Below are 20,638 nucleotides of genomic sequence, written 5' to 3' on the forward strand. Positions count from 1 at the left end.
GCCTCAGGTCGCCGGGCGGAAGAGGAGATGGATCTCCTCGCGCAGCTCGAGCCGCTCGATGCCGATGTCGTAGACCGGCTCCAGGACCTCGGGGCGGAGCACCTCGTCGACGGTGCCGCGCGCCGCGACGCGGTGGCGGTCGAGCAGCACCAGGTCGTCGCAGTAGCGCGCCGCCAGGTTGAGGTCGTGGAGCACGATGATCGCCGTCGTCCCCAGCTTGCGCACCAGGGAGAGGATCTCGTGCTGGTAGCGGATGTCGAGGTGGTTGGTCGGCTCGTCGAGGAGCAGGTGGGTCGCCTCCTGCGCCAGCGCCCGGGCGATGAGCACCCGTTGCCGCTCGCCGCCGGAGAGCGCGGCGAAGGAGCGGGGACCGAGATGGGTGCCGCCGACGCGCTCGAGGCAGTCCGCGGCGATCTCCAGGTCGCGCTCACCGGCCCTGGCGAAGGCGGACAGGTGCGGCGTACGTCCCAGCAGCACCATCTCGCCGGCGGTGAGGGCAGTGTCGGTGCCGGACTCCTGGACGACGACGGCCAAGCGGCGGGCGACATGCTTGGCCGGGAGCCCGGTGAGGTCGTCGCCGTCGATCTCGACGGTGCCACCGCCGCGCAGGGCGCCGTAGAGGAGCCGGAGCAGGGTCGTCTTGCCGCTTCCGTTCGGGCCGATCAGGCCCAGCACCCGGCCCTCGTGGGAGGCGACGTCGACGTCCTCGAGGACGGTCGTGGTGCCGTACGTCCAGGACAGGCCGGCGGCCTCGATCACTGCGCGAACCTGTCGATGATCCGCTCCAGGCCGTCGACGGAGAGGGCCGAGGGCGGCTCGGTGAAGTTGAACAGCTGGGCCATCACGTCGCCGTTCCTGACCGCGGTGAGGTCCTCGGCGCCGGCGAGCCGGGTGATCGACTCCTCGACCTTCTTCGGGTCGCCGGCGTTGTGGAGCAGGATGATCACGTCGGGGTCGCGCTCGAGGAGATCCTCGGTCGAGACCTCGAAGACGCGCTCGTCGACGTCGGCGAAGACGTCCTCGAACCCGGCCGCCTCCAGCTGCGGATGGGCCATCGACCTGGTGCCGTAGGCGTAGGTCACGCCGCCGCCGACGGTCGGGTAGAGCACCGCCGCCGTACGTCCCTCGCCGACCTTCTTCTTCTCCAGCTCGGTCACACGTCTGCGCAGGTCAGCGACAGCCTGGGTGGCTTCGTCCTCGCGGTCGAAGACCTGGCCGTAGGTCTCCAGCTGGCTGTAGACGTCGTCGAAGCCGGGGTCGTCGACACCCTCGGGGCACATCGCCGGCTCCTCGAGGAGGTCGATGTCGACCGCGTCGAGGGTGTCCCGGGAGAGGTTGTCGACCTCGCCGAGGACCAGGTCGGGCTCCTCGGCGATCACGATCTCCTTGGAGATCTGCAGGTGGCCGCTGGTGTCCATCTCGTCGGTGAGCAGCGGGATGTCGTCGAGCTCGGCCTGCGTCTCGGCGTCGTAGTAGTCGGCGGGGTATTCGCCGGCCCTGGCCACGACCTGGTCCATCACGCCGAGGGCGTGCAGGTAGGGCACCGCAGAGCTCTTCAGCATCACGACACGCTCGGGTGAGGCATCGAAGGTGACCTCGGCGCCGCAGTTCTCGACGGTGACCGGGAAGCCGTCCGCGGACGCCCCGGTGACGGTGGCGTCGGCACCGCAGGCGGTGGTCGCGGCGAGCACGAGGGCGGCGGTGGCGATCGTGGGGCGGATCATTCGTGGCTCCTGAGGGGTCAGACGTCGCGCGCGGAGAAGCGCCGGATGAGGACGATGAGGAACGGGGCGCCCAGGAGCGCGGTGACGATCCCGATCGGGATCTCCTGGGGCTGGAGGAGCACGCGGGCGAGCACGTCGGCCCAGACCAGCAGGATGGCGCCCATGAGCGCGGCGGCCGGGACCGCGACGGAGTGGGCGGAGCCGACGGCACGCCGGGCCAGGTGTGGCACGACCAGGCCGACGAAGCCGATGCTGCCGGCGGCCGAGACGACCACGCCGACGGTCAGGGCCACGACGATCAGCAGCAGGGTGCGGAAGCGGTCGGGGGAGATGCCGAGGGTGTGGGCGGTCTCGTCGCCGATCGCGAGCGCGTCGAGCCCGCGACCGGACAGGGTCAGCAGGGCGATGGTGGCGAGCACGGCGACGGCGACGACGGCCAGCAGGCCGTCCCACTGGGCCAGGCCGAGCGAGCCGAGCAGCCAGAACATCACCGACCGGGCACCCTCGGCCGAGCCCGAGGCGAAGATCAGGAAGCTGGTCAGGCCGTAGAGCAGGTAGCCCACGGCGACGCCGGAGAGCAGCAGCCGCAGCGAGGTGACCCGGCCCCCGCTGCGGGCGAGGGCGAAGACCAGGAAGGACGCCGCGAGGGCGCCGAGGAATGCGGAGCCCGGCAGGGCGTACGCCCCCAGGCCCGTGCCCGCGCCGAAGAGGATCGCCGCCGCCGCGCCGCTGGAGGCGCCGGAGTTGATGCCGAGCAGGTAGGGGTCGGCGAGCATGTTGCGGACCATCGCCTGCAGCGCCATGCCGGTCACGGCCAGGCCCGCGCCGACCAGGGCGTCGAGGAGCACGCGGGGGAGGCGTACCTTCCACACGATCGCCTCCTCGGTGGCCTTCCAGCCGGCCTCGGGCAGGCCGAGGAGGTGGTGGCCGAGGATCTGGGCGACCGTCCCCGGTGAGACGTACGCAGCGCCCAGGCCGACCGCGACGACGGTCGTCGCGACGGCGGCCGCGAGGAGGCCCAGGAGCCAGCCGACGGCACGCCGCCGGCGGCGGCGTACGCCGAGAGGATCGTGCACGTGGGGGCCTTCCGAGACTGCTCCGAGGGTTAATGCGAAGAACTTGCAATAACCTAGCAGAGGGCCGTTTCGGCCGGAGGTGAGGGTTCTTTCGCGGGCCGCTGGCCGGTTCTGGGAAGATGTGCGCATGACCTCGTCCCTTCCGCAGTCAGCTGACGTGCTCGTCGTGGGGGCAGGGCCTGCGGGCTCGGCCGCGGCGGCCTGGCTGGCGCGTGCCGGGGTCGATGTGCTGCTGACCGACGCGGCCGTCTTCCCGCGTGACAAGACCTGCGGTGACGGGCTGACCCCGCGTGCGACCCACGAGCTGATCCGGCTCGGGCTGGAGGACTGGCTGCGCGCGCACCCGGTCTCGAAGGGTCTGCGGGCGCACGGTTTCGGGCAGACGCTGCATCTGCCGTGGCCCGGTGGGTCGCTGCCGTCCTGGGGATCCGCCGTGCCGCGCACGGAGCTCGACGACCATCTGCGCACCGTGGCGATCAAGTCCGGCGCGACGGCGGTCGACGGGGTGCGCGCGGTCGACGTGCGCCGGGACGGCGATCGGATCGCCGCGGTTGTCTTCGAAGGCGGCCACGAGGTCGCGTGCCGGTCGGTCGTGGTCGCCGACGGTGTGCGCTCGCCGCTGGGCAAGGTGCTCGGCCGCGAGTGGCACCGCGACACCGTCTACGGCGTCGCCGGGCGGGCCTACATCGCCTCCGACCAGGCCGACGACGAGTGGATCTCCTCCCACCTCGAGCTGCGCGACGAGTCCGGCGAGGCGCTGCCGGGATACGGCTGGATCTTCCCGCTGGGATCGGGCGAGGTGAACATCGGCGCCGGTGCGCTGGCCACCTCCAAGCGGCCCGCCGACGTCGCGATCAAGCCGCTGATGCGGCACTACACCGAGCAGTGCCGCGAGGAGTTCGGCCTCCGGGGCGAGCTGCGGGCCGAGAAGTCCGCGCTGCTGCCGATGGGCGGTGCGGTCTCCGGTGTCGCCGGCGCCAACTGGGCGCTGATCGGCGATGCCGCCGGGTGCGTGAACCCGCTCAACGGCGAGGGGATCGACTACGGCCTGGAGACCGGGCGGATGGTCGCCGATGCCCTGGTCGCGGGCGAGGACCTGGCCACCGCGTGGCCGGCGACCCTGCGTGAGCACTACGGGGAGGCCTTCTCCGTGGCCCGTCGTCTGGCCGGCATCGCGACCCGCCCGAAGCTCGTGTCCACCCTCGGACCTGCGGGGATGCGCTCCGACTGGCTGATGACGCTGGCCCTGCGGTGGATGGGCAACCTGGTCACCGAAGAGGACCGCGACCGGGCCGCCACGGTGTGGCGCTGGGCCGGTCGCCGCTCGTTGGCTCTCGACTCCCGACCCCCGTTCAGCTGATGGCGACGCGGAATCGGGGCCGCGGCGGGCGGCGACGCAAGCTTCCGAAGGTGCAGCGGGTGGGGGCGTACGCCGTCATCATCCGGGCCGGTGCGGCCGCCGAGCCGGAGATCCTGCTCAGCCGGCTCTCGGAGAAGGTCACCCCGGAGGAGCGGTGGACGCTGCCCGGCGGCGGGATCGACCACGGCGAGGACCCGCGCGACGCGGTCGTGCGCGAGGTATACGAGGAGGCCGGGGTGCCGGTCGAGGTCGGCGTCGAGGCACGGGTCTACTCCGTCCATCAGGCCAAGGCCTGGCGGCTGGGGCGGCGGGTCAACTCCCACGCGATCCGGATCGTCTACGACGGCTGGGTGCCCCACGACGCTCCCGAACCGCAGACGATGGAGGTCGACGGGTCCACCGCGGAGGCGGCCTGGCTGCCCCTGGCGGCGGTGACGAGCGGCGAGATCCCGACGTCTCCGCTGGTCACCGATGCCCTCGAGGTGCACAAGCCGGCGCGGATGCAGCGGTTGGCTGCGTACGCCTTCATCACCCGCCCCGCCGACGACGCGGTCCTGCTCACCCGGATCTCGCCGCTCGGCTACCACTCGGGCTCGTGGACGCTGCCCGGTGGCGGGGTCGACTTCGGTGAGCAGCCGCGCGAGGCGCTGGTGCGGGAGGTGGCCGAGGAGTGCGGCCTCACCTGCGAGGTCGGCGCCGTGCTCGATGTGCACGACGTGAACATCACCGGCACGGCCCCCAGCGGTCGGCACGAGGAGTTCCACGGCGTCCACCTGATCTTCGCCGCGACGGTCGCAGACGGCGAGGATCCGCGGGTGGTCGAGCAGAACGGCACCACCGACGCCGTCCGCTGGGTGACCCGCGCCGAGCTGGAGACGCTCCCCCTCCTGGACGTCGTGCAAGCAGCCCTAGCCGCCGAAACGTCGAAATCTGAAGCCGAGTAGTCGAAATCTGACGCTGAGGCGTCGATCTCTGACCGTGAGAGGTCAGTTCTTGTCGCTGATGTGACGTACGGAAAATCGACATATCGACGGCATAAATCGACATCTCGGTGCCGAGAACTGACTCTTCGGCGTCAGAATCCGACTTCTCGCGCGGGGGTCAGTCCAGGGTGGTTCGGGTGCCTACATCTTGGTCTTCGGCTGCAGCCAGGATGACCTCGGCTGCTGCTGCGTCCTGGACTCCTACGCCTACGGAGAGGTAGGTGGTGACGCTGTCGGCCGGGGTGCGGGTCGGTGAGGACACGCCGGCGAGCAGGGAGCCCAGGTCGGTGATCGTCTCCGGGGCGAGCGAGCCTGCAGAGAGCGCCTCGACGACGGGGCCGGAGTCGGTCAGTGCCGAGGGGCGGTGGTCGACCACGACCGTGGAGCGGGCTAGCAGCGACGGCGGCAGCTCGACGCGGTCGGGGGCGAAGGAGCCGACGCTGGCCACGGTGGTGCCGTCGGTGACCCAGGCGTCCTCGATCACCGGGGTGAGGGACGAGGTGCAGGTGACGACGATGTCGGCGCCGCGTACGGCCTGCTCCAGGTCTGCCTTCGCGGTGGCTCCGTGCTCGGCGGCGAGGTCGGTGGCGGCGGCCGGGTTCCGGCCGAAGACCTGGAGCTCGGCGTCGGGATGGGTCACCGCGAAGGCGTCGAGGTGGGCGCGGGCCTGGGCGCCGGAGCCGACGACGAGCACTGTCTCGGCGGACGGCGCGAGCTGCTGCATGGCGAGGGTGGTCGCCGCCGAGGTGCGTAGGCCGGTGACGCTGTCGCCGTTGATGATCGCGCGCGGTGCGCCGGTCTCGGGGTCGAGGACCGTGATGACCGAGTGCACGGCGCCGAGACCGCGGGCGGCGTTCGAAGGGTTCACGCTGCCGAACTTGCTCACCGCGGGAGCGTCGGGGGCGATCCGGGAGGAGTAGCAGAAGGAGACCGAGGAGTCCGGTCCCGGGACGAGCAGCCGGGGAGGCTGGACGGCCTCCCCGGTTCCCAGCCGGGTGAACGCCTCGCGCTGGGACTCCAGCGCGAGGCGGGGCGTGAAGATGCTGCGTACGTCGGTGGCGGAGAGGATCCTGACGGTCACCCCGCCCACCGTAGACCCGTCAGACGGTGGTCTTCTCCGGGGTCTCCTCGAGCGCCACGTCCTTGGTCTCCTTGCCGATCAGCAGCGCGATCAGGGTGATCACGGCCATCACGGAGAGGTAGACGCCGACCAGGACCGGCGACCCGTCGGCCTCCTTCCACAGCGCGACCGCGATGAACGGCGCCACCGCGGCACCGAGGATCGAGGCGACGTTGTAGGAGATGCCGGAGCCGGTGTAGCGCACGCTGGTCGGGAACAGCTCCGGCAGCAGCGCACCCATCGGGCCGAAGGTGAGGCCCATCAGGGAGAAGCCGAGAACCAGCCAGAGGATCACGCCGACGGTGCCGGCGTTGACCAGCGGCACCCAGGCCAGGCCGAAGACGATGATCCCGAGGGTGACCGCGATCAGCAGCCGCCGGCGGCCGAAGCGCTCGGCCAGCGGCCCGGAGACCATGGTGAAGATGCCGAAGAAGATCACGCCGAAGATCAGCATCAGCACGAAGCTCGTGTAGCCGTAGCCCAGGCCGGGCACGGGCAGGTCCTTGGAGGCGGTGCCGAACGACAGCGAGAACGCGGTCATCAGGTAGAAGAGGACGTACGTCGCCAGCATGAAGAAGGTGCCGAGGACCAGCTGCTTGCCCTGGTTGCGCACGACCGAGGCCAGCGGGACCTTGCGGACCAGGCCGGCGTCCTGGCTCTTGGTGAACACGTCGCTCTCCACCAGGCGCAGCCGGACCCACAGACCGACGATGACCATGACCGCGGAGAAGAGGAACGGCACCCGCCAGCCCCACGCCAGGAAGGCGTCGGAGGGCTTGGTCGGGTCGGCGCCCTCGGCGGAGAGCAGGGCCGCGATGGTCAGGAACAGGCCGTTGGAGAGGATGAAGCCCAGCGGCGCGCCGAGCTGCGGGAACGTACCGAAGATCGCGCGCTTGCCCTCGGGGGCGTTCTCGGTCGCGACCAGCGCGGCACCGCTCCACTCGCCGCCGAGCGCGAACCCCTGGGCCAGGCGCATCAGCACGAGCAGCGCGGTGGCGACCCAGCCGACGGTCTCGTACGTCGGGAGCGCGCCGATCAGGAAGGTCGCGATGCCCATGGTGAGCAGCGAGATCACCAGGGTCGTCTTGCGGCCGAGCCGGTCGCCGAGGTGTCCGAAGAAGATCGCGCCGACCGGGCGGGCGACCATCGCGGCGCCGAAGACCGCGAAGCTCGCCAGGAGCGCCGTGGTCGGGTCACCGGCCGGGAAGAAGAGGGCAGGGAAGACGAGGACGGCTGCGGTCGCGTACGCGTAGAAGTCGTAGAACTCGATCGTCGTCCCGATGAGACTGGCGACGAGCACGCGCGAGCGCGGGTTGGCCGGTGCGGGGGTGGCGGACATGGGTCTCTCTCCGAGGTGTGGAAGGGCCCGCCTCTGGCGGGTCGTCCCATTATATGAGAGTCGCATATCGCTCACTGAGACGGGTTCGGGTTGTGGTCGCCGACGGTGGGCGCTGGCCGGCGGCGCCGCCGGGGTCTGTGACAATGAGCGGGTGAATGCGACTGCCTCGGATCTGGTGAATGAGCTGCGCAACCAGGGGATCAGCCGGGTCGACGACTCGCCGCTGGCCCGGGCGCTCTACTCCAGCGACGCCAGCCTCTACCGAGTGGTGCCGTCGGTGGTCGTTCGGGTGCAGTCGCGCGACGAGCTGCTCGCCGTGCACGAGGTCGCCCGTTCGACCGGCGCGCCGGTGACGATGCGAGGCGCGGGCACCTCGATCGCCGGCAACGCCGTCGGTTCCGGGATCGTCGTGGACACCCGGGACCTGCGGACCATCTACGAGATCGACCCCGAGGCCCGCACGGCGCGGATCGACCCGGGCGTCGTGCACGCCGACCTGCAGCGCGCGGCCGCTCCCCATGGTCTGCGGTTCGGGCCCGACCCGTCCACCCACACCCGCTGCACCATCGGCGGGATGATCGGCAACAACGCCTGCGGCAACCGTGCGCTGGGCTACGGCCGCACCGTCGACAACATCGAGGCGCTGACCGTGCTCTTCGGCAACGGCGAGCAGGCGGTCTACGCCGACGGTGTCTCCTCCGGGGAGACGGCCGAGCGGCTCCAGGCGCTGGTGGGTTCACACCTGGCGCACGTGCGCACCGAGTTCGGCCGCTTCGGTCGTCAGGTCTCCGGCTACTCGCTCGAGCACCTGCTGCCCGAGAAGGGCGGTCGCGTCGACCGGTTCCTTGCCGGCACCGAGGGCACCCTGGCGACCATCCTGGAGACGACCGTCCGGCTCGTCGAGGACTCGCCCGGGCGGCTGCTGCTGGTGCTCGGCTACCCGACGATGGCCGACGCCGCCGACGCGGTGCCGTCGCTCCTGCAGGTGGCGCCGGGGCGGCTGATCGCGTGCGAGGGGATGGACGCCCGGATCGCCGATCTCGTGCGCGCCAAGGGCCGGGCGGTGCCCGACCTGCCCAAGGGAGCCGGCTGGCTGATGGTCGAGGTCGCCGGTCAGGACGCGCCTGACCTGGTGAAACGCCTTGCCGCCGAGTCGGGGGCGCTCGAGTCGCGGGTGGTCGTCGATCCCCTCGAGGCGGCCGCACTGTGGCGGATCCGCGAGGACGGTGCCGGGCTGGCCGGGGTCTCGCTGCCCACGCCGGCCCACTCCGGCTGGGAGGATGCCGCGGTCCCACCGGAGCACCTCGGCGCATGGCTCCGCGACTTCGAGGGGATCCTGTCGGACTTCGGCCTGCACGGCTATCCCTACGGCCACTTCGGCGACGGCTGCATCCACTGCCGCATCGACTTCCCGTTCGCCCCGGACTCGCCGGAGTCGGCGCAGGTCTTCCGGGAGTTCATGACCGCGTGCGCCACGAAGCTGGTCACCTACGGCGGCTCGCTGTCGGGCGAGCACGGCGACGGGCGGGTGCGCTCGGAGCTGCTGCCGCTCATGTACGACGCCACCTCCATCGATCTGTTCGAGCAGGTCAAGGGCATCTGCGACCCCTCGGACCTGCTCAACCCGGGCAACATCGTGCGGCCCGCCTCGATCACCGACGACCTGCGTCCGGTGCGGCCACGCGCGCTTCCGCGGACCGGGCTGCGGCTGATCCACGACTCCGGTGACCTGGGTGCCGCCGTGCACCGCTGCACCGGCGTCGGCAAGTGCGTGGCGCCGAAGACCGCGGGGGTGATGTGTCCCTCCTACCTCGCGACGCGCGAGGAGAAGGACGCCACTCGTGGCCGTGCGCGGGTGCTGCAGGAGGCGCTGGACGGCTCGCTCGTCGGTGGGCTCGGCGATCCCGCGGTGAGCGAGGCGCTCGACCTGTGCCTGGCCTGCAAGGGGTGTGCCTCCGACTGCCCCACGGGCATCGACATGGCGACGTACAAGTCCGAGGCGCTCTACCAGAAGCACGACGTCCTCGGGGAGCGACGGCCGCGCTCGCACGCGCTGCTCGGACAGCTGCCGAAGTGGGCACGGCTCGCGGGGCCGTTCACCCAGCTGGCCAACGCGTCCCTGAAGATCTCGCCGCTCGCCAAGATCGCCAAGAAGACCGCCGGCATCGACCAGCGGCGCTCGATCCCCTCGTTCGCGCCGAAGACGCTGAAGCGGTCGGCGCCGACCGCGAAGCTCCCCGAGACCCCGGACGTCTGGATCTGGGCCGACTCCTTCACCGACCACTTCTTCGCCCAGTCCGGTCACGGCGCGATCGCGTGGCTCGAGTCGCAGGGCCTGACCGTCCGCGTGATCGGCGAGAAGGCCTGCTGCGGGCTCACCTGGATCACCACCGGCCAGCTCGACGACGCTCGCAAGATCATGGAGAAGACGGTTCGTACGCTGGCGCCCTATGTCGCCTCCGGTGTCCCCGTCATCGGCCTGGAGCCGTCGTGCACCGCGACGCTGCGGTCGGACTCGGTGGAGCTCTCGGCGCTGCCCGAGGCCGAGGTCGTACGTGACGGGGTGCTCACCTTCGCCGAGCTGGTGAAGCGGCTGGTGGGCGAGGGGCGGGCGTCGCTGCCCGACCTGACCGGCGTCGAGGTCGTCGCGCAGCCGCACTGCCACCAGCACGCCGTCCTGGGCTGGGTCGACGACGAGGCGCTGCTGACCCAGGCCGGCGCGACGGTCACCCGGGTCTCGGGCTGCTGCGGCCTGGCCGGCAACTTCGGGGTCGAGGAGGGGCACTACGAGGTGTCGGTCGCGGTCGCCGAGACCCACCTGCTCCCGGCCGTCCGGTCCCACCCCGACGCCGTCGTCCTGGCCGACGGGATGTCGTGCCGCGTCCAGCTCGACGACCTCGCCTCGGTGCCCACCATGCACCTCGCCGAGCTCTTCGCCTCCCGCGTCTGATCCGCGGCCGGGGTCGGGGATGGCGTCGGGGATGGGTGTTGGTGCCCGGCCCGCGCCTAGACTGAAGCGGTGAACCCGCGTTACCGCCGAATGATCATTCCCGGCGCGCTGGTCGCCCTTCTGCTGGTGGTCGTCATTGCCGGGGTGCTGAATTGAGCAGGGAGTCCGAGCCGCTGCTGCGGGCGCTGAACCGGATGCGATCGGTGATCCTCGATCCCGAGCAGCTGGTCAAGGCGGTCGCCTCTGGCAAGCAGCGCGGCAGCGCACCGAAGTGGCGTCGCGCCGAGATCCGCTACGTCGACCTGAAGGCCGGGCGACACCTGCAGATCACGACGTACGACGCGACCCAGGCGTTCACCGCGAACCATCCCGTAGGAGATAGTTCGGCACTGGACGATCTTCTCGACGAACCGTTCGCCAACTGGATCGTCACGACCGCGACCGAGCAGACCCAGATCCAGGCGAAGACGCCGACGACGGCGCTCGTCTCGACCACGGAGCTGACCGCGCCGGTCGAGGTCGAACGCGGCCATGACCAGGCCAAGGAGCGGCTGCTGCCGGAATCCGACCCGGTCTTCCGGGTGCTCGGCCTCTCGGACAAGGACGGAAAGCTCAAGCCGTCGCGCCAGGCGAAGTACCGCCAGGTCGAGGAGTTCCTGCGCCAGCTCGACGCCGCCCTGACCGACGCGATGAAGTCCGGCAAGGTGCGCCGGCCGACCGCCGACGAGCCCCTGCGGATCATCGACCTGGGGGCCGGCAACGGCTACCTGACCTTCGCCGCCCAGCGCTACCTCACCGAGGTCCGCGAGCTGCCCGTCGTCGTCACCGGTGTCGACGTCAAGGAGCAGTCGCGGGAGCACAACGCGAAGATCGCCGCCGAGCTCGGAGTGAAGGCCGAGTTCGTGGCCGGGACGATCGACGGGGTCCAGCTCGACGAGAAGCCCGACGTGGTCCTCGCCCTGCACGCCTGCGACACCGCCACCGACGACGCCCTCGCCCGCGCGATCGAGTGGGAGGCACCGCTGGTGCTGGCCGCGCCGTGCTGCCACCACGACATCGCCGCCCAGCTTCGCAAGGCCCCGACGCCGGCGCCGTACGCGATGCTCACCCGCCACGGCATCCTCCGCGAGCGCTTCGCCGACACGTTGACCGACGCCCTGCGTGCGTCGCTGCTGCGCCTCGCGGGCTACCGCGTCGAGGTGGTGCAGTTCGTGGAGAGCCAGCACACCCCGCGCAACACCATGCTCCGCGCGATCCGCACCGGCTCGCCGGTCAAGGGCGGCTCGGTGAAGAAGGAGTACGACGAGCTCGTGGCCGAGTGGGGCGTACGTCCGAAGCTCGGCGAGCTGCTCTCGGGGCGATGAAGGCGATCGTCGCCGCCGCGGGCGCACTCGGGCTGCTGCTCATCTCGGCCGTGCCCGCGAACGCGGCCGGCGACGAGGTGCTCTTCGCCTTCACCGACCCGACGATCAGCGAGGCCAGCGCGCTGACGCCGTTCGGCAACGGTCTCTACGCCACCACCAACGACTCCGGGGACAGCGGACGCGTCTTCACCGTCGACTCGCGCGGTGACACGGTCGGAGTGACCCACTGGGCCGCGGACCCGGTCGACGTCGAGGGCCTCGCGCCCGCCGGTCGAAACCACGTCTGGGTCGGCGACATCGGCGACAACAACGGCGTCTGGGACTCGATCAGGATCGCGAAGGTGCGGGTCGGGCGGGGCGAGCGCACGGTCTCGCCGACCGTCTACGAGCTCGTCTATCCCGACGGACCGCACAACGCCGAGTCCCTGCTGGCCCACCCCGACGGCCGCGTCTTCGTCGCCACGAAGGACTGGGGAGGCGGACGGCTCTACGCCGTGCCGGAACGCCTCGACCCCGACGGCCCCAACCGGCTGAAGGAGGTCGCCCCGGTCATCCCGATGGCCACCGACGGCGCCTTTTTCCCCGACGGCAGGCATGTGGTCGTACGCGGCTACTACTCCGCCACGATCTACGACTGGCCGTCCATGGACCGGGTGGGCTCGTTCCGGACCCCCGACCAGGAGCAGGGCGAGGCCATCGGCGTCACCGCGAAGGGCGAGATCGTCGTGACCAGCGAAGGCATCCGCGCCGAGGTGATCCGCGTCGACCCCGAGCTGGTGGCCGAGGTGCTCGGCGAGGAGCCGTCCCCGACGGCTGATCCGACCCCGACCGACGAGGCCGAGAACAAGGACAGCGGCAAAGACAGCGGCAAGGACAGCGACCCCGACTCCGGCGGTTCGCTGGGACCAGCCGCGCTCGTGGCGCTCGCCGTCGCTGCGTACTTCATCTTCCGCAAACGCCCCTGACGCCGAGTCGGCTCGTCTTCACCGCAATCCTCGCCGAGTCGGCTCGTCATAACGAGCCGACTCGGCGTCGGATCGCGTCAAGATGAGCCGACTCGGCGGGTCAGAGGCGGTCGACTACCCAGTCGATGCAGGTTGTCAGGGCCTCGATGTCGGCGGCGTCGACGGAGGGGTACATCGCGATCCGGAGCTGGTTGGTGCCGATCCCGCGGTAGGCGTCGAGGTCGACGATGCCGTTCTCCGCCAGGACCGACCGGAGGAGATCCTTGTCGATGCCGGCGTCGAGCTCGACGGTGCCGACGACGAGGGAGCGGTGGGTGGGGTCCTCGACGAACGGGCGGACGTACGGCGCCTTCTCGGCCCACGCGTAGAGCGCGTCGGAGGAGGCGGTGGTGCGGGCGACCATCGCGTCCAGCCCGCCCGAGGAGTTCATCCAGTCGAGCTGCTCGGCCATCAGGAAGAGCGTCGCCACGGACGGGGTGTTGACGGTCTGCGCGCTGCGGGACTGCTTGATCGCCTCGGTCAGCGAGAAGAACGAGGGGATGTGCCGGCCGCTCGCCGCGATCTCCTTGGCGCGTGCGACCGCGGCGGGGGAGAGCAGAGCGAGCCACAGGCCGCCGTCGGAGGCGAAGGACTTCTGCGGCGCGAAGTAGTAGACGTCGCTCTGGGTCACCTCGAGCGGGAGCCCACCGGCGGCCGAGGTCGCGTCGACGATGGTGAGCTGGTCCGGCCCCGCGCCGACCGGACGGACGACCGGAGCCATCACACCGGTCGAGGTCTCGTTATGTGTCCAGGCGTAAACATCGACACCGTCCTCGTGCGCCGGCACCGCCAGCGATCCCGGCTCGGCCGAGATCACCGACGGGTCGGCCAGCCAGGGCGCCGCCTTGGCAGCGGAGAGGAACTTCTTGCCGAACGCCCCGAAGACGGCGTGCTGGCTGCGCTCGCGCACCAGGGCGTACGTCACCAGGTCGAAGAACGCCACCGAACCGCCGTTGCCGATGACGACCTCGTAGCCCTCCGGGAGGGAGAAGAGGTCGGCCAGCCCGGTCTGGACGCGGCGGACGAGATCCTTGACCGGCTGCTGCCGGTGAGAGGTCCCCATCACCGAGACCCCGGTCGCGGCGAGCGCCTCCAGGCGGCCGGTGGGCACCTTGGACGGCCCGGACCCGAAACGTCCGTCGGCGGGCAGGAGGTCGGCGGGGATCTGCAGCGTCATAAACCCATTCTCGCAAGTCGCGGGCATCGGCCAGAATACCGACGTGTCTGTTGAGATTCGCCGGGTCGCGTACGACCACCCGGATGCCCAGAAACTGGTCGGCCGGGTCCAGGAGTTCTACGTCGAGCGCTACGGCGAGCCCGACCACGACCCGACCGTGCCGGAGATGTTCGAGCCGCCCGCGGGCGCCTACTTCCTGGGCTACCTCGACGACGTCCCGGTCGCCTCCGGCGCCTGGCGACGCTCCGGCGAGCCCGCCCTCGACACCGTGGTGACCGCCGAGATCAAGCGGATGTACGTCGTGCCCGAGGCCCAGGGCCAAGGCCTCGCCAAACGCATGCTCGCCCACGTCGAGGCCTCGGCCCGCAGCGCCGGCTTCGAGGCCATGGTCCTCACCACCGGCGGCCTCCAGCACGAGGCCATCGGGCTCTACGCAGCCAACGGCTACGTCGACGTCGAGCCGTTCGGCTACTACAAGGACGACGACCTCGTGGTCTGCATGGCCAAGCGCCTCGTCTGAAGACGTACGCTCCTTGCCATGGCAGATGCTGAGCAGATCGTGATCACACTGTCGGCGCCTGAGGTCGAGACCATCCGTGAGCTCGTCGCCGATGGCACCGTCCACAGCGTGGCCGACTTCGTCCAGCGTGCCGTGGGGGCGTTGAGCCGAGGCTGAGCCGAGCCGTTCGGCCAGCCGCCACAGACGCAGGAACCGACCGGCACGAGCCGGTCGGTTCCTCGGGTCAGCGGGCGGTTACTTCGCCCAGTCGGCGTTCCAGCCCTCGACCGCGTCGGCGGGGCGGGGAGAGGGGCCGGTGTAGATGGCGCTCGGGCGGATCAGCCGCCCAGTCTTCTTCTGCTCCAGGATGTGGGCGGACCAGCCACCGGTGCGGGCGCAGGTGAACATCGAGGTGAACATGTTGGCCGGGATCTGGGCGAAGTCGAGGACGATCGCGGCCCAGAACTCGACGTTGGTCTCCAGGACGCGGTCGGGACGGCGGGCGCGAAGCTCCGCGAGCGCTGCCTTCTCCAGGGCCTCGGCGACCTCGTAGCGGGGCGCGTTGAGCTCACGGGCGGTGCGGCGCAGGACGCGCGCACGGGGGTCCTCGGCGCGGTAGACGCGGTGGCCGAAGCCCATCAGCCGCTCGCCGGAGTCGAGCAGCCCCTTCACATAGGCGTCGGCGTCGCCGGACTTCTCGACGTCCTCGATCATGCCGAGCACGCGCGAGGGGGCACCGCCGTGCAGCGGGCCGCTCATCGCGCCGATCGCGCCGGAGAAGGCCGCGGCCACGTCGGCGCCGGTGGAGGTGATCACCCGGGCGGTGAAGGTGGAGGCGTTCATGCCGTGCTCGGCGGCCGAGGACCAGTAGGCGTCGATGGCGTGCGCGTGGGCGGGGTCGGCCTCGCCCCGCCAGCGGATCAGGAACTTCTCGGCCAGGGTGCGGCCCTTGTCCACCTCGCGCTGCGGCACCACCGGGAGGTGGATGGAGCGCGCCGACTGACCGGCGTACGAGAGGACCATGACGGCCACGCGGGCGAGGTCCTCGCGGGCCTGCTCGTCGGAGATGTCGTAGGTCTGCCCGAACCCGAAGGCGGGGGCGAGCATGGGGATGGCGGCCTGGACGTCGACACGTACGTCACCGGTGTGCACCGGCAGGTTGTAGGCCTCGGCGGGCGGCAGCCCGGGGCCGTAGGAGCCGTCGATCAGCAGACCCCAGACGTTCTCGAACGGCACCCGCCCGACGATGTCCTCGATGTCGACCCCGCGGTAGCGGAGGGCCGAACCCTCTTTGTCGGGCTCTGCGATCTCGGTCTCGAAGGCCACGACGCCCTCGAGGCCGTGCTGTACCTGGCTCACTACCTTCTCCGTTCCTCTGTTGTCATGGGCATTGTGCCGCATCCTGGCTTCGACCCGGGCGTGGGGCGCGGTCGTGGTACGGCTCGCGACGCTAGTGTCATCGACCATGGACCTGGGGAAACTCGTCGGCGGCCTCAACGCGAAGGACATCGACAAGGTGATCACGCTGATCACCGAGAACAAGGACGTGCTGGCATCGGTCGAGCGGCTGCCCAAGCTGTTCGACTCCTTCGGCGAGGGTCTCGAGGCCGCCGGTGGGCGGGCCCGTGAGGCCGGCGCCGTGCTGATCGGGGACGGCACCGCCGGGATCAAGGGAACGCTGGGCGACGTCTCCACCTCGCTGGGTGGTATCTCCGCGGCGATCTCCAAGAGCGTCGACCGGCTCGCCGATGTCGCCGAGGGGCTCGGCCGGGTGCCGATGGCCGACGGTCCGGCCAAGTCGATCGCAAGCGCTGCGAAGGAGATCGGCGGCGCCGGCTCGGCGCTCGATGACCTCTCCGGCTCCCTCGAGACGATCGCAGAGCTCCTGGCGAAGGTCGGCTCGGCGCTGGAGCAGCTGGGCGACAAGCTCGACGAGTCGGGCGCGCAGGTCAAGGGCTTCATGGGCTGAGTCCGCGCGGGCTGAGTCCGGTGGCGCCGGGGGCGCCCTCGAGTCGTAGGTTGAGACCATGGATCTCTCAGCTGAGCTGGCGGCCGCGCGCGAGTCGTACACCCGCAGCGGTCTGACCGAGGGCGACCTCGCGGCAGACCCGTTCGAGCAGTTCGAGAAGTGGTACGCCGAGGCCCGGGACGCGGGCATCGTCGAGCCCAACGCGATGGTGGTCTCGACCGCCTCGGCCGACGGCGCGCCCTCCTCGCGGCTGGTGCTGCTGAAGGGGTTCTCGACCGAGGGCTTCACCTTCTTCACCAACACCGCCTCCCGCAAGGGCTCCGACCTCGAGGGCAACCCCCGTTGCGCGGTGCTCTTCCCATGGCACCCGCTGGAGCGGCAGGTACGCATCGACGGCGTCGCCCACCAGCTTCCCGCAGAAGACGTCGAGGCCTACTTCTCCCAGCGTCCGCGCGGGTCCCAGCTCGGCGCCCACGCCTCCCACCAGAGCCGGGTCGTCGCCGGGCGCGAGGAGCTGGAGGCGGCGTACGCCAGGGTCGAGGAGCAGTTCGAGGGGCAGCCGGTCCCGGTGCCCGAGGAGTGGGGCGGCTACCGGGTCGAGCCGGAGACGGTGGAATTCTGGCAGGGGCGGCCGGGGCGGATGCACGACCGGCTCGTCTACCGGCGTGAGGGCGAGCGGTGGTGCACGGAGAGGCTGGCCCCGTGACGGGGATGGAGCAGGTCACCAGGGCCCTGGGCGGGCGGATCGCCTACGGCGCCGACTACAACCCGGAGCAGTGGCCGGAGGAGGTCTGGGACGAGGACGTACGCCTCATGCAGGAGGCCGGGGTCAACCTGGTCAGCGTGGGGATCTTCTCCTGGGCGCTGCTGGAGCCCGAGCCGGGGACGTACGACTTCGGCTGGCTCGACCGGGTGCTCGACACGCTGCACGAGGGTGGGATCGCCGTGGACCTGGCGACCGCGACCGCCAGCCCGCCGCCGTGGTTCCTCGAGCGCCACCCGGAGGCGACGCTCGTCGACCAGATCGGCAACCCGCGCGCGTTCGGTGCGCGGCAGGCGTACTGTCCCTCGTCCGTCGCCTACCGCGACGCCGCCACGACCCTCATCACCGAGCTGGTCAAGCGCTACGACCACCACCCGGCGGTGGTGATGTGGCACGTCAACAACGAGTACGGCTGCCACAACGACCACTGCTTCTGCGATGCCAGCGCGGTGGCCTTCCGGCGCTGGCTGCAGGAGCGTCATGGCTCGGTCGAGAGGCTCAACGAGGCGTGGGCGACGGCCTTCTGGAGCCAGCGCTACACCAGCTGGGACCAGATCGGGCCGCCGCGGCAGGTCTCCTACGGCAACTTCGCCAACCCCGGTCAGCAGCTGGACTGGTGGCGGTTCTGCTCCGACGAGATCCGCGACATCTACCGGGTCGAGGCGGCGGCGGTGCGGGCGCACTCCGACAAGCCGCTGACCACCAACTTCATGGGGTTTCGCAAGTCGCTCGACTACCGGAGCTGGGTCGACGTCGGGGACCTCGTCTCCAACGACCACTACCTCACCGCCGCCGACGAGGACCGCACCCCGCAGCTCGCGATGACCGCCGACCTGACCCGGTCCTGGGCCCACGGTGAGCCGTGGCTGCTGATGGAGCATTCCACCTCCGCGGTCAACTGGCAGCCGCGCAACCTCGCCAAGACCGCCGGCGAGATGCGCCGCAACTCCTTCCAGCACGTCGCGCGCGGCGCGGACGGCGCCCTGTTCTTCCAGTGGCGGGCCTCGCGCGCCGGCGCGGAGAAGTTCCATTCGGCGATGGTCCCGCACGCCGGCACCGAGAGCCGGGTGTGGCGAGACGTCGTACGCCTCGGGGCAGATCTCTCCGCGATCGCGGAGGTCGCCGGCACCCGGGTGGAGCAGGCCGGCGTCGCGATCTGCTTCGACTGGGACGCGTGGTGGGCGGCGACGTTCGACTCGCACCCGTCGGTCGACGTCGACCCGATGGCGACCGCCCGGGCCTGGCACAAGGCCTGCTGGGCCCGCAACCTCGGCGTCGACATCGTCGGGGTCACCGACCCGCTCGACGGCTACGACGTCGTCGTGCTGCCCGTGCAGTACCTGCTCTCGGATGCGACCGTCGACCGGCTCACCGCCTTCGTCGAGGCCGGCGGCACCCTGGTCGCCACCTACTTCACCGGGATCGTCGACGAGCGCGACCACATCCGGCTGGGCGGCTACCCGGGCGCGCTGTCCGATCTTCTCGGGGTGCGGATCGAGGAGTTCTGCCCGCTCCCCGAGGGCGAGGAGATACCGCTGACCGCCTACGGCTCCGGCACGATCTGGAGCGAGCGCGGCCGCGCCGTCGGGGCCGATGTCGTGGCTGCGTACGCCACCGGCGACTGCGCCGGCGACCCGGCCGTGACGCGACGGCGCGTCGGCAAGGGCACCGCCTGGTACGTCGGCACCGAGCTCACCCCCGACGCCCTCGACACCCTGGCCACCCAGGTCTTCACCGCGACCAAGCCGGTCGTCGGCGGCCTCCCCGAGGGCGTCGAGGCGATCCGCCGGGTCGGTGAGCAGGGGACGTACGTCTTCGTCATCAACCACACCCACGAGGCGGTCATCGTCCCCGTCCACGGCACCGACCTGCTCTCGGACAGCGAGGGCGGCCCTCACCTGGTCCGCGCGGGGCAGGTCGCGGTCATCCGGGAGGGGTGATCCTTCGGCAGGCTCAGGACGCCGCCTTGACGAAGGGACCGATAGCGGCGGGGCTTGCCCTCGCCCAGGTCGGCGAGGGTCTCGACGCGGCGGACGGTGACGTCGCGGGCGAGCATGGTGCCCAGACGCGCGGCGACCACGTCGGCGTCGCCGCCGGCGATGGTCGCGACGACGGTGCCGTCGGTGGCCTGCTCGACCGACCAGCCGCGCGCGCCCGCGTCCTGGAGGTGCTGGGTGAGGTCGACGCAGGGGACCGGGGCGCCGGTCGGGGTGGTGAAGACCGTGGCCTCGCGCCCTTCGAGAGCGTCGATCGCGATCCTGCCGTCGACGCGGACCAGGCGGCCGGTGTCGCCGGTGCGGTAGCGGACGAGCGGCAGAAAGGCGTTCTCACCTGCGGTGACGACGATCTCGCCGATCTCGCCCTCAGGGAGCGCGGAGCCGTCGGGTCCGAGGATCTCGACGTGCACCCGGCGGTCGGCGACGACGAACGGGCCACCGTCGGTGCTGACCGCCACCGGACGGGTCTCGTGCAGCCCGTAGACGTCGATCACCGGGCACTCGAAGGTCCGCTCCAGCTCCGCGCGCAGCGTCGCGCTCAACGCCATCGCGGAGGAGATGATCGCGACCGGGCGGACGACGTCGCGGAGGTCGAGGAGATGCTCGAGCGACGTGGGATGACCGGAGATCACCTGCGGGTCGGCGTACCGCAGGAACGCCCGCTGGTCGGCCCTCGCCCACTCGCCGGGGTGCAGGTTCACCCGGGCGACGAGGCTCTCGCCGAAGCCGGGGGCGACCGAGACGTACGTGAACGCCTGGCGCTGCCACACGACCTGCACCACGGCGAAGCGAGCCGGATCGGGCGTCCAGCCGCCGGTCAGGCCGGCGACCAGGTCGCGGAGCCAGTGGAACCCGCGGGCCAGCTCGTCGGGGTCGTCGGGCATGACCAGCGCCGCCCCGGTGCTCCCCGAGGAGGTGCCGTGCAGCATCCGCCCGTAGTCGGCGCCCAGCGGCACGAACCCGCCGATGTCGTCGACCAGGTTCTGCCGGGTGATCAGCGGAAAGTCGCCGAGCGTCTCGAGCGGCCCACGATGACGACGGTACGCAGGCAGTGACCGCGCCACGGCCAGGTGCTGCTCCAGCCAGCCGGTGAGCGGAAGCTGGGCCCGGGCCGCCTCCTGCTCGGCGAGCGTGAGCCGGTGGCCGACCCGGTGTCGCCATCGTGGCGCTGCGGAGTGACTGTCCGCTGCGGCCAGCCGAGCTCGTCCGGCAGTCGAGAGACCGGGCCAGCGCTCGGCGTCGGTGAGGGCGGCCGAGGCCATCGGGGTGTATTCGGCCAGGTCGAGCGGGTCCTTCGGAGAGTCGCTCAACGT

The 20,638-nt window shown here is 71.1% G+C and carries 18 protein-coding genes; 10 read left to right on the forward strand and 8 right to left on the reverse strand.

Annotated features, from left to right (window positions below; translation table 11 throughout):
* Positions 1 to 3: 3 nt before the first annotated feature.
* From ACZ6WN_RS03640 to ACZ6WN_RS03650, 3 genes are read right to left on the reverse strand one after another with little or no spacing between them, the layout of a single operon-like run.
* Positions 4 to 759: an ABC transporter ATP-binding protein gene (locus ACZ6WN_RS03640; protein WP_465862759.1), complete on the reverse strand. Its 756-nt coding sequence runs from the start codon at positions 757 to 759 to the stop codon at positions 4 to 6.
* A complete protein-coding gene (locus tag ACZ6WN_RS03645) occupies positions 756 to 1,724 on the reverse strand; it encodes an ABC transporter substrate-binding protein (RefSeq protein ID WP_465862760.1) in 969 nt (322 codons plus the stop codon). Before ACZ6WN_RS03645 ends, ACZ6WN_RS03640 begins: the two co-directional genes overlap by 4 nt.
* A gap of 17 nt (positions 1,725 to 1,741) precedes the next feature.
* Complete coding sequence (locus ACZ6WN_RS03650; protein ID WP_465862762.1) at positions 1,742 to 2,800, reverse strand: FecCD family ABC transporter permease; 1,059 nt, start codon at positions 2,798 to 2,800, stop codon at positions 1,742 to 1,744.
* Between the two features lie 127 nt (positions 2,801 to 2,927).
* Here ACZ6WN_RS03650 and ACZ6WN_RS03655 point away from each other — a divergent pair, with 127 nt between their 5' ends.
* Positions 2,928 to 4,160: a geranylgeranyl reductase family protein gene (locus ACZ6WN_RS03655; protein ID WP_465862763.1), complete on the forward strand. Its 1,233-nt coding sequence runs from the start codon at positions 2,928 to 2,930 to the stop codon at positions 4,158 to 4,160.
* Positions 4,160 to 5,104: an NUDIX domain-containing protein gene (locus tag ACZ6WN_RS03660; protein WP_465862764.1), complete on the forward strand. Its 945-nt coding sequence runs from the start codon at positions 4,160 to 4,162 to the stop codon at positions 5,102 to 5,104. Before ACZ6WN_RS03655 ends, ACZ6WN_RS03660 begins: the two co-directional genes overlap by 1 nt.
* Before the next feature lie 157 nt (positions 5,105 to 5,261).
* On the opposite strand, the gene ACZ6WN_RS03665 is transcribed toward ACZ6WN_RS03660, so the two are convergent.
* Positions 5,262 to 6,224 carry an ornithine cyclodeaminase family protein gene (locus ACZ6WN_RS03665; protein ID WP_465862765.1) on the reverse strand — a complete coding sequence of 321 codons (963 nt, stop codon included), beginning with the start codon at positions 6,222 to 6,224 and terminating at the stop codon, positions 5,262 to 5,264.
* Between the two features lie 19 nt (positions 6,225 to 6,243).
* On the reverse strand, positions 6,244 to 7,602 hold the full coding sequence (locus ACZ6WN_RS03670) for an MFS transporter (RefSeq protein WP_465862766.1): 1,359 nt from the start codon (positions 7,600 to 7,602) through the stop codon (positions 6,244 to 6,246).
* A 151-nt stretch (positions 7,603 to 7,753) separates the two neighbouring features.
* Here ACZ6WN_RS03670 and ACZ6WN_RS03675 point away from each other — a divergent pair, with 151 nt between their 5' ends.
* The 3 genes from ACZ6WN_RS03675 to ACZ6WN_RS03685 all read left to right on the forward strand — a co-directional run bounded on the left by ACZ6WN_RS03675 (position 7,754) and on the right by ACZ6WN_RS03685 (position 12,881).
* Positions 7,754 to 10,552, forward strand: coding sequence for an FAD-binding and (Fe-S)-binding domain-containing protein (locus ACZ6WN_RS03675; protein WP_465862768.1), 2,799 nt, complete (start codon positions 7,754 to 7,756; stop codon positions 10,550 to 10,552).
* Positions 10,553 to 10,704: 152 nt separating this feature from the next.
* Positions 10,705 to 11,916 (forward strand): class I SAM-dependent methyltransferase, encoded by a 1,212-nt coding sequence (locus ACZ6WN_RS03680; protein ID WP_465862769.1) that lies wholly within the window; start codon positions 10,705 to 10,707, stop codon positions 11,914 to 11,916.
* A complete protein-coding gene (locus ACZ6WN_RS03685; protein WP_465862770.1) occupies positions 11,913 to 12,881 on the forward strand; it encodes an SMP-30/gluconolactonase/LRE family protein in 969 nt (322 codons plus the stop codon). The genes ACZ6WN_RS03680 and ACZ6WN_RS03685 overlap by 4 nt, the downstream gene beginning before the upstream one ends.
* Positions 12,882 to 12,981: 100 nt before the next feature.
* On the opposite strand, the gene serC is transcribed toward ACZ6WN_RS03685, so the two are convergent.
* The gene (gene serC, locus ACZ6WN_RS03690) at positions 12,982 to 14,097 is read right to left on the reverse strand and encodes a phosphoserine transaminase (protein WP_465862771.1); all 1,116 of its coding nucleotides are present in this window, start codon (positions 14,095 to 14,097) and stop codon (positions 12,982 to 12,984) included.
* A 43-nt stretch (positions 14,098 to 14,140) separates the two neighbouring features.
* On the opposite strand from serC, the gene ACZ6WN_RS03695 reads away from it, so the two are divergent.
* Both ACZ6WN_RS03695 and ACZ6WN_RS03700 read left to right on the forward strand, forming a co-directional pair.
* Positions 14,141 to 14,617, forward strand: a complete 477-nt coding sequence (locus ACZ6WN_RS03695; RefSeq protein ID WP_465862772.1) for a GNAT family N-acetyltransferase — start codon at positions 14,141 to 14,143, stop codon at positions 14,615 to 14,617.
* A gap of 18 nt (positions 14,618 to 14,635) precedes the next feature.
* Positions 14,636 to 14,773, forward strand: coding sequence for a hypothetical protein (locus ACZ6WN_RS03700; RefSeq protein WP_465862773.1), 138 nt, complete (start codon positions 14,636 to 14,638; stop codon positions 14,771 to 14,773).
* Between the two features lie 78 nt (positions 14,774 to 14,851).
* Here the strand turns inward: ACZ6WN_RS03700 and ACZ6WN_RS03705 are convergent, their stop codons facing one another.
* A complete protein-coding gene (locus ACZ6WN_RS03705; protein ID WP_465862774.1) occupies positions 14,852 to 15,955 on the reverse strand; it encodes a citrate synthase 2 in 1,104 nt (367 codons plus the stop codon).
* Between the two features lie 106 nt (positions 15,956 to 16,061).
* Between ACZ6WN_RS03705 and ACZ6WN_RS03710 the strand changes: the two genes are divergently transcribed.
* The 3 genes from ACZ6WN_RS03710 to ACZ6WN_RS03720 are packed head-to-tail and all read left to right on the forward strand — an operon-like array spanning position 16,062 to position 19,268.
* Positions 16,062 to 16,565 (forward strand): hypothetical protein, encoded by a 504-nt coding sequence (locus tag ACZ6WN_RS03710; RefSeq protein ID WP_465862775.1) that lies wholly within the window; start codon positions 16,062 to 16,064, stop codon positions 16,563 to 16,565.
* Positions 16,566 to 16,623: 58 nt separating this feature from the next.
* Entirely contained in the window at positions 16,624 to 17,271 is a 648-nt protein-coding gene (gene pdxH / locus ACZ6WN_RS03715) for a pyridoxamine 5'-phosphate oxidase (protein WP_465862777.1), read from the forward strand.
* 5 nt (positions 17,272 to 17,276) lie between these two features.
* Positions 17,277 to 19,268, forward strand: a complete 1,992-nt coding sequence (locus ACZ6WN_RS03720) for a beta-galactosidase (protein WP_465863511.1) — start codon at positions 17,277 to 17,279, stop codon at positions 19,266 to 19,268.
* Here ACZ6WN_RS03720 and ACZ6WN_RS03725 read toward each other — a convergent pair.
* Positions 19,223 to 20,635 carry an AMP-binding protein gene (locus ACZ6WN_RS03725; RefSeq protein WP_465862778.1) on the reverse strand — a complete coding sequence of 471 codons (1,413 nt, stop codon included), beginning with the start codon at positions 20,633 to 20,635 and terminating at the stop codon, positions 19,223 to 19,225. The two genes, ACZ6WN_RS03720 and ACZ6WN_RS03725, sit on opposite strands and share 46 nt — an antisense overlap.
* Positions 20,636 to 20,638 lie beyond the last annotated feature (3 nt).

The organism is Nocardioides sp. NPDC054178, from assembly GCF_055585005.1.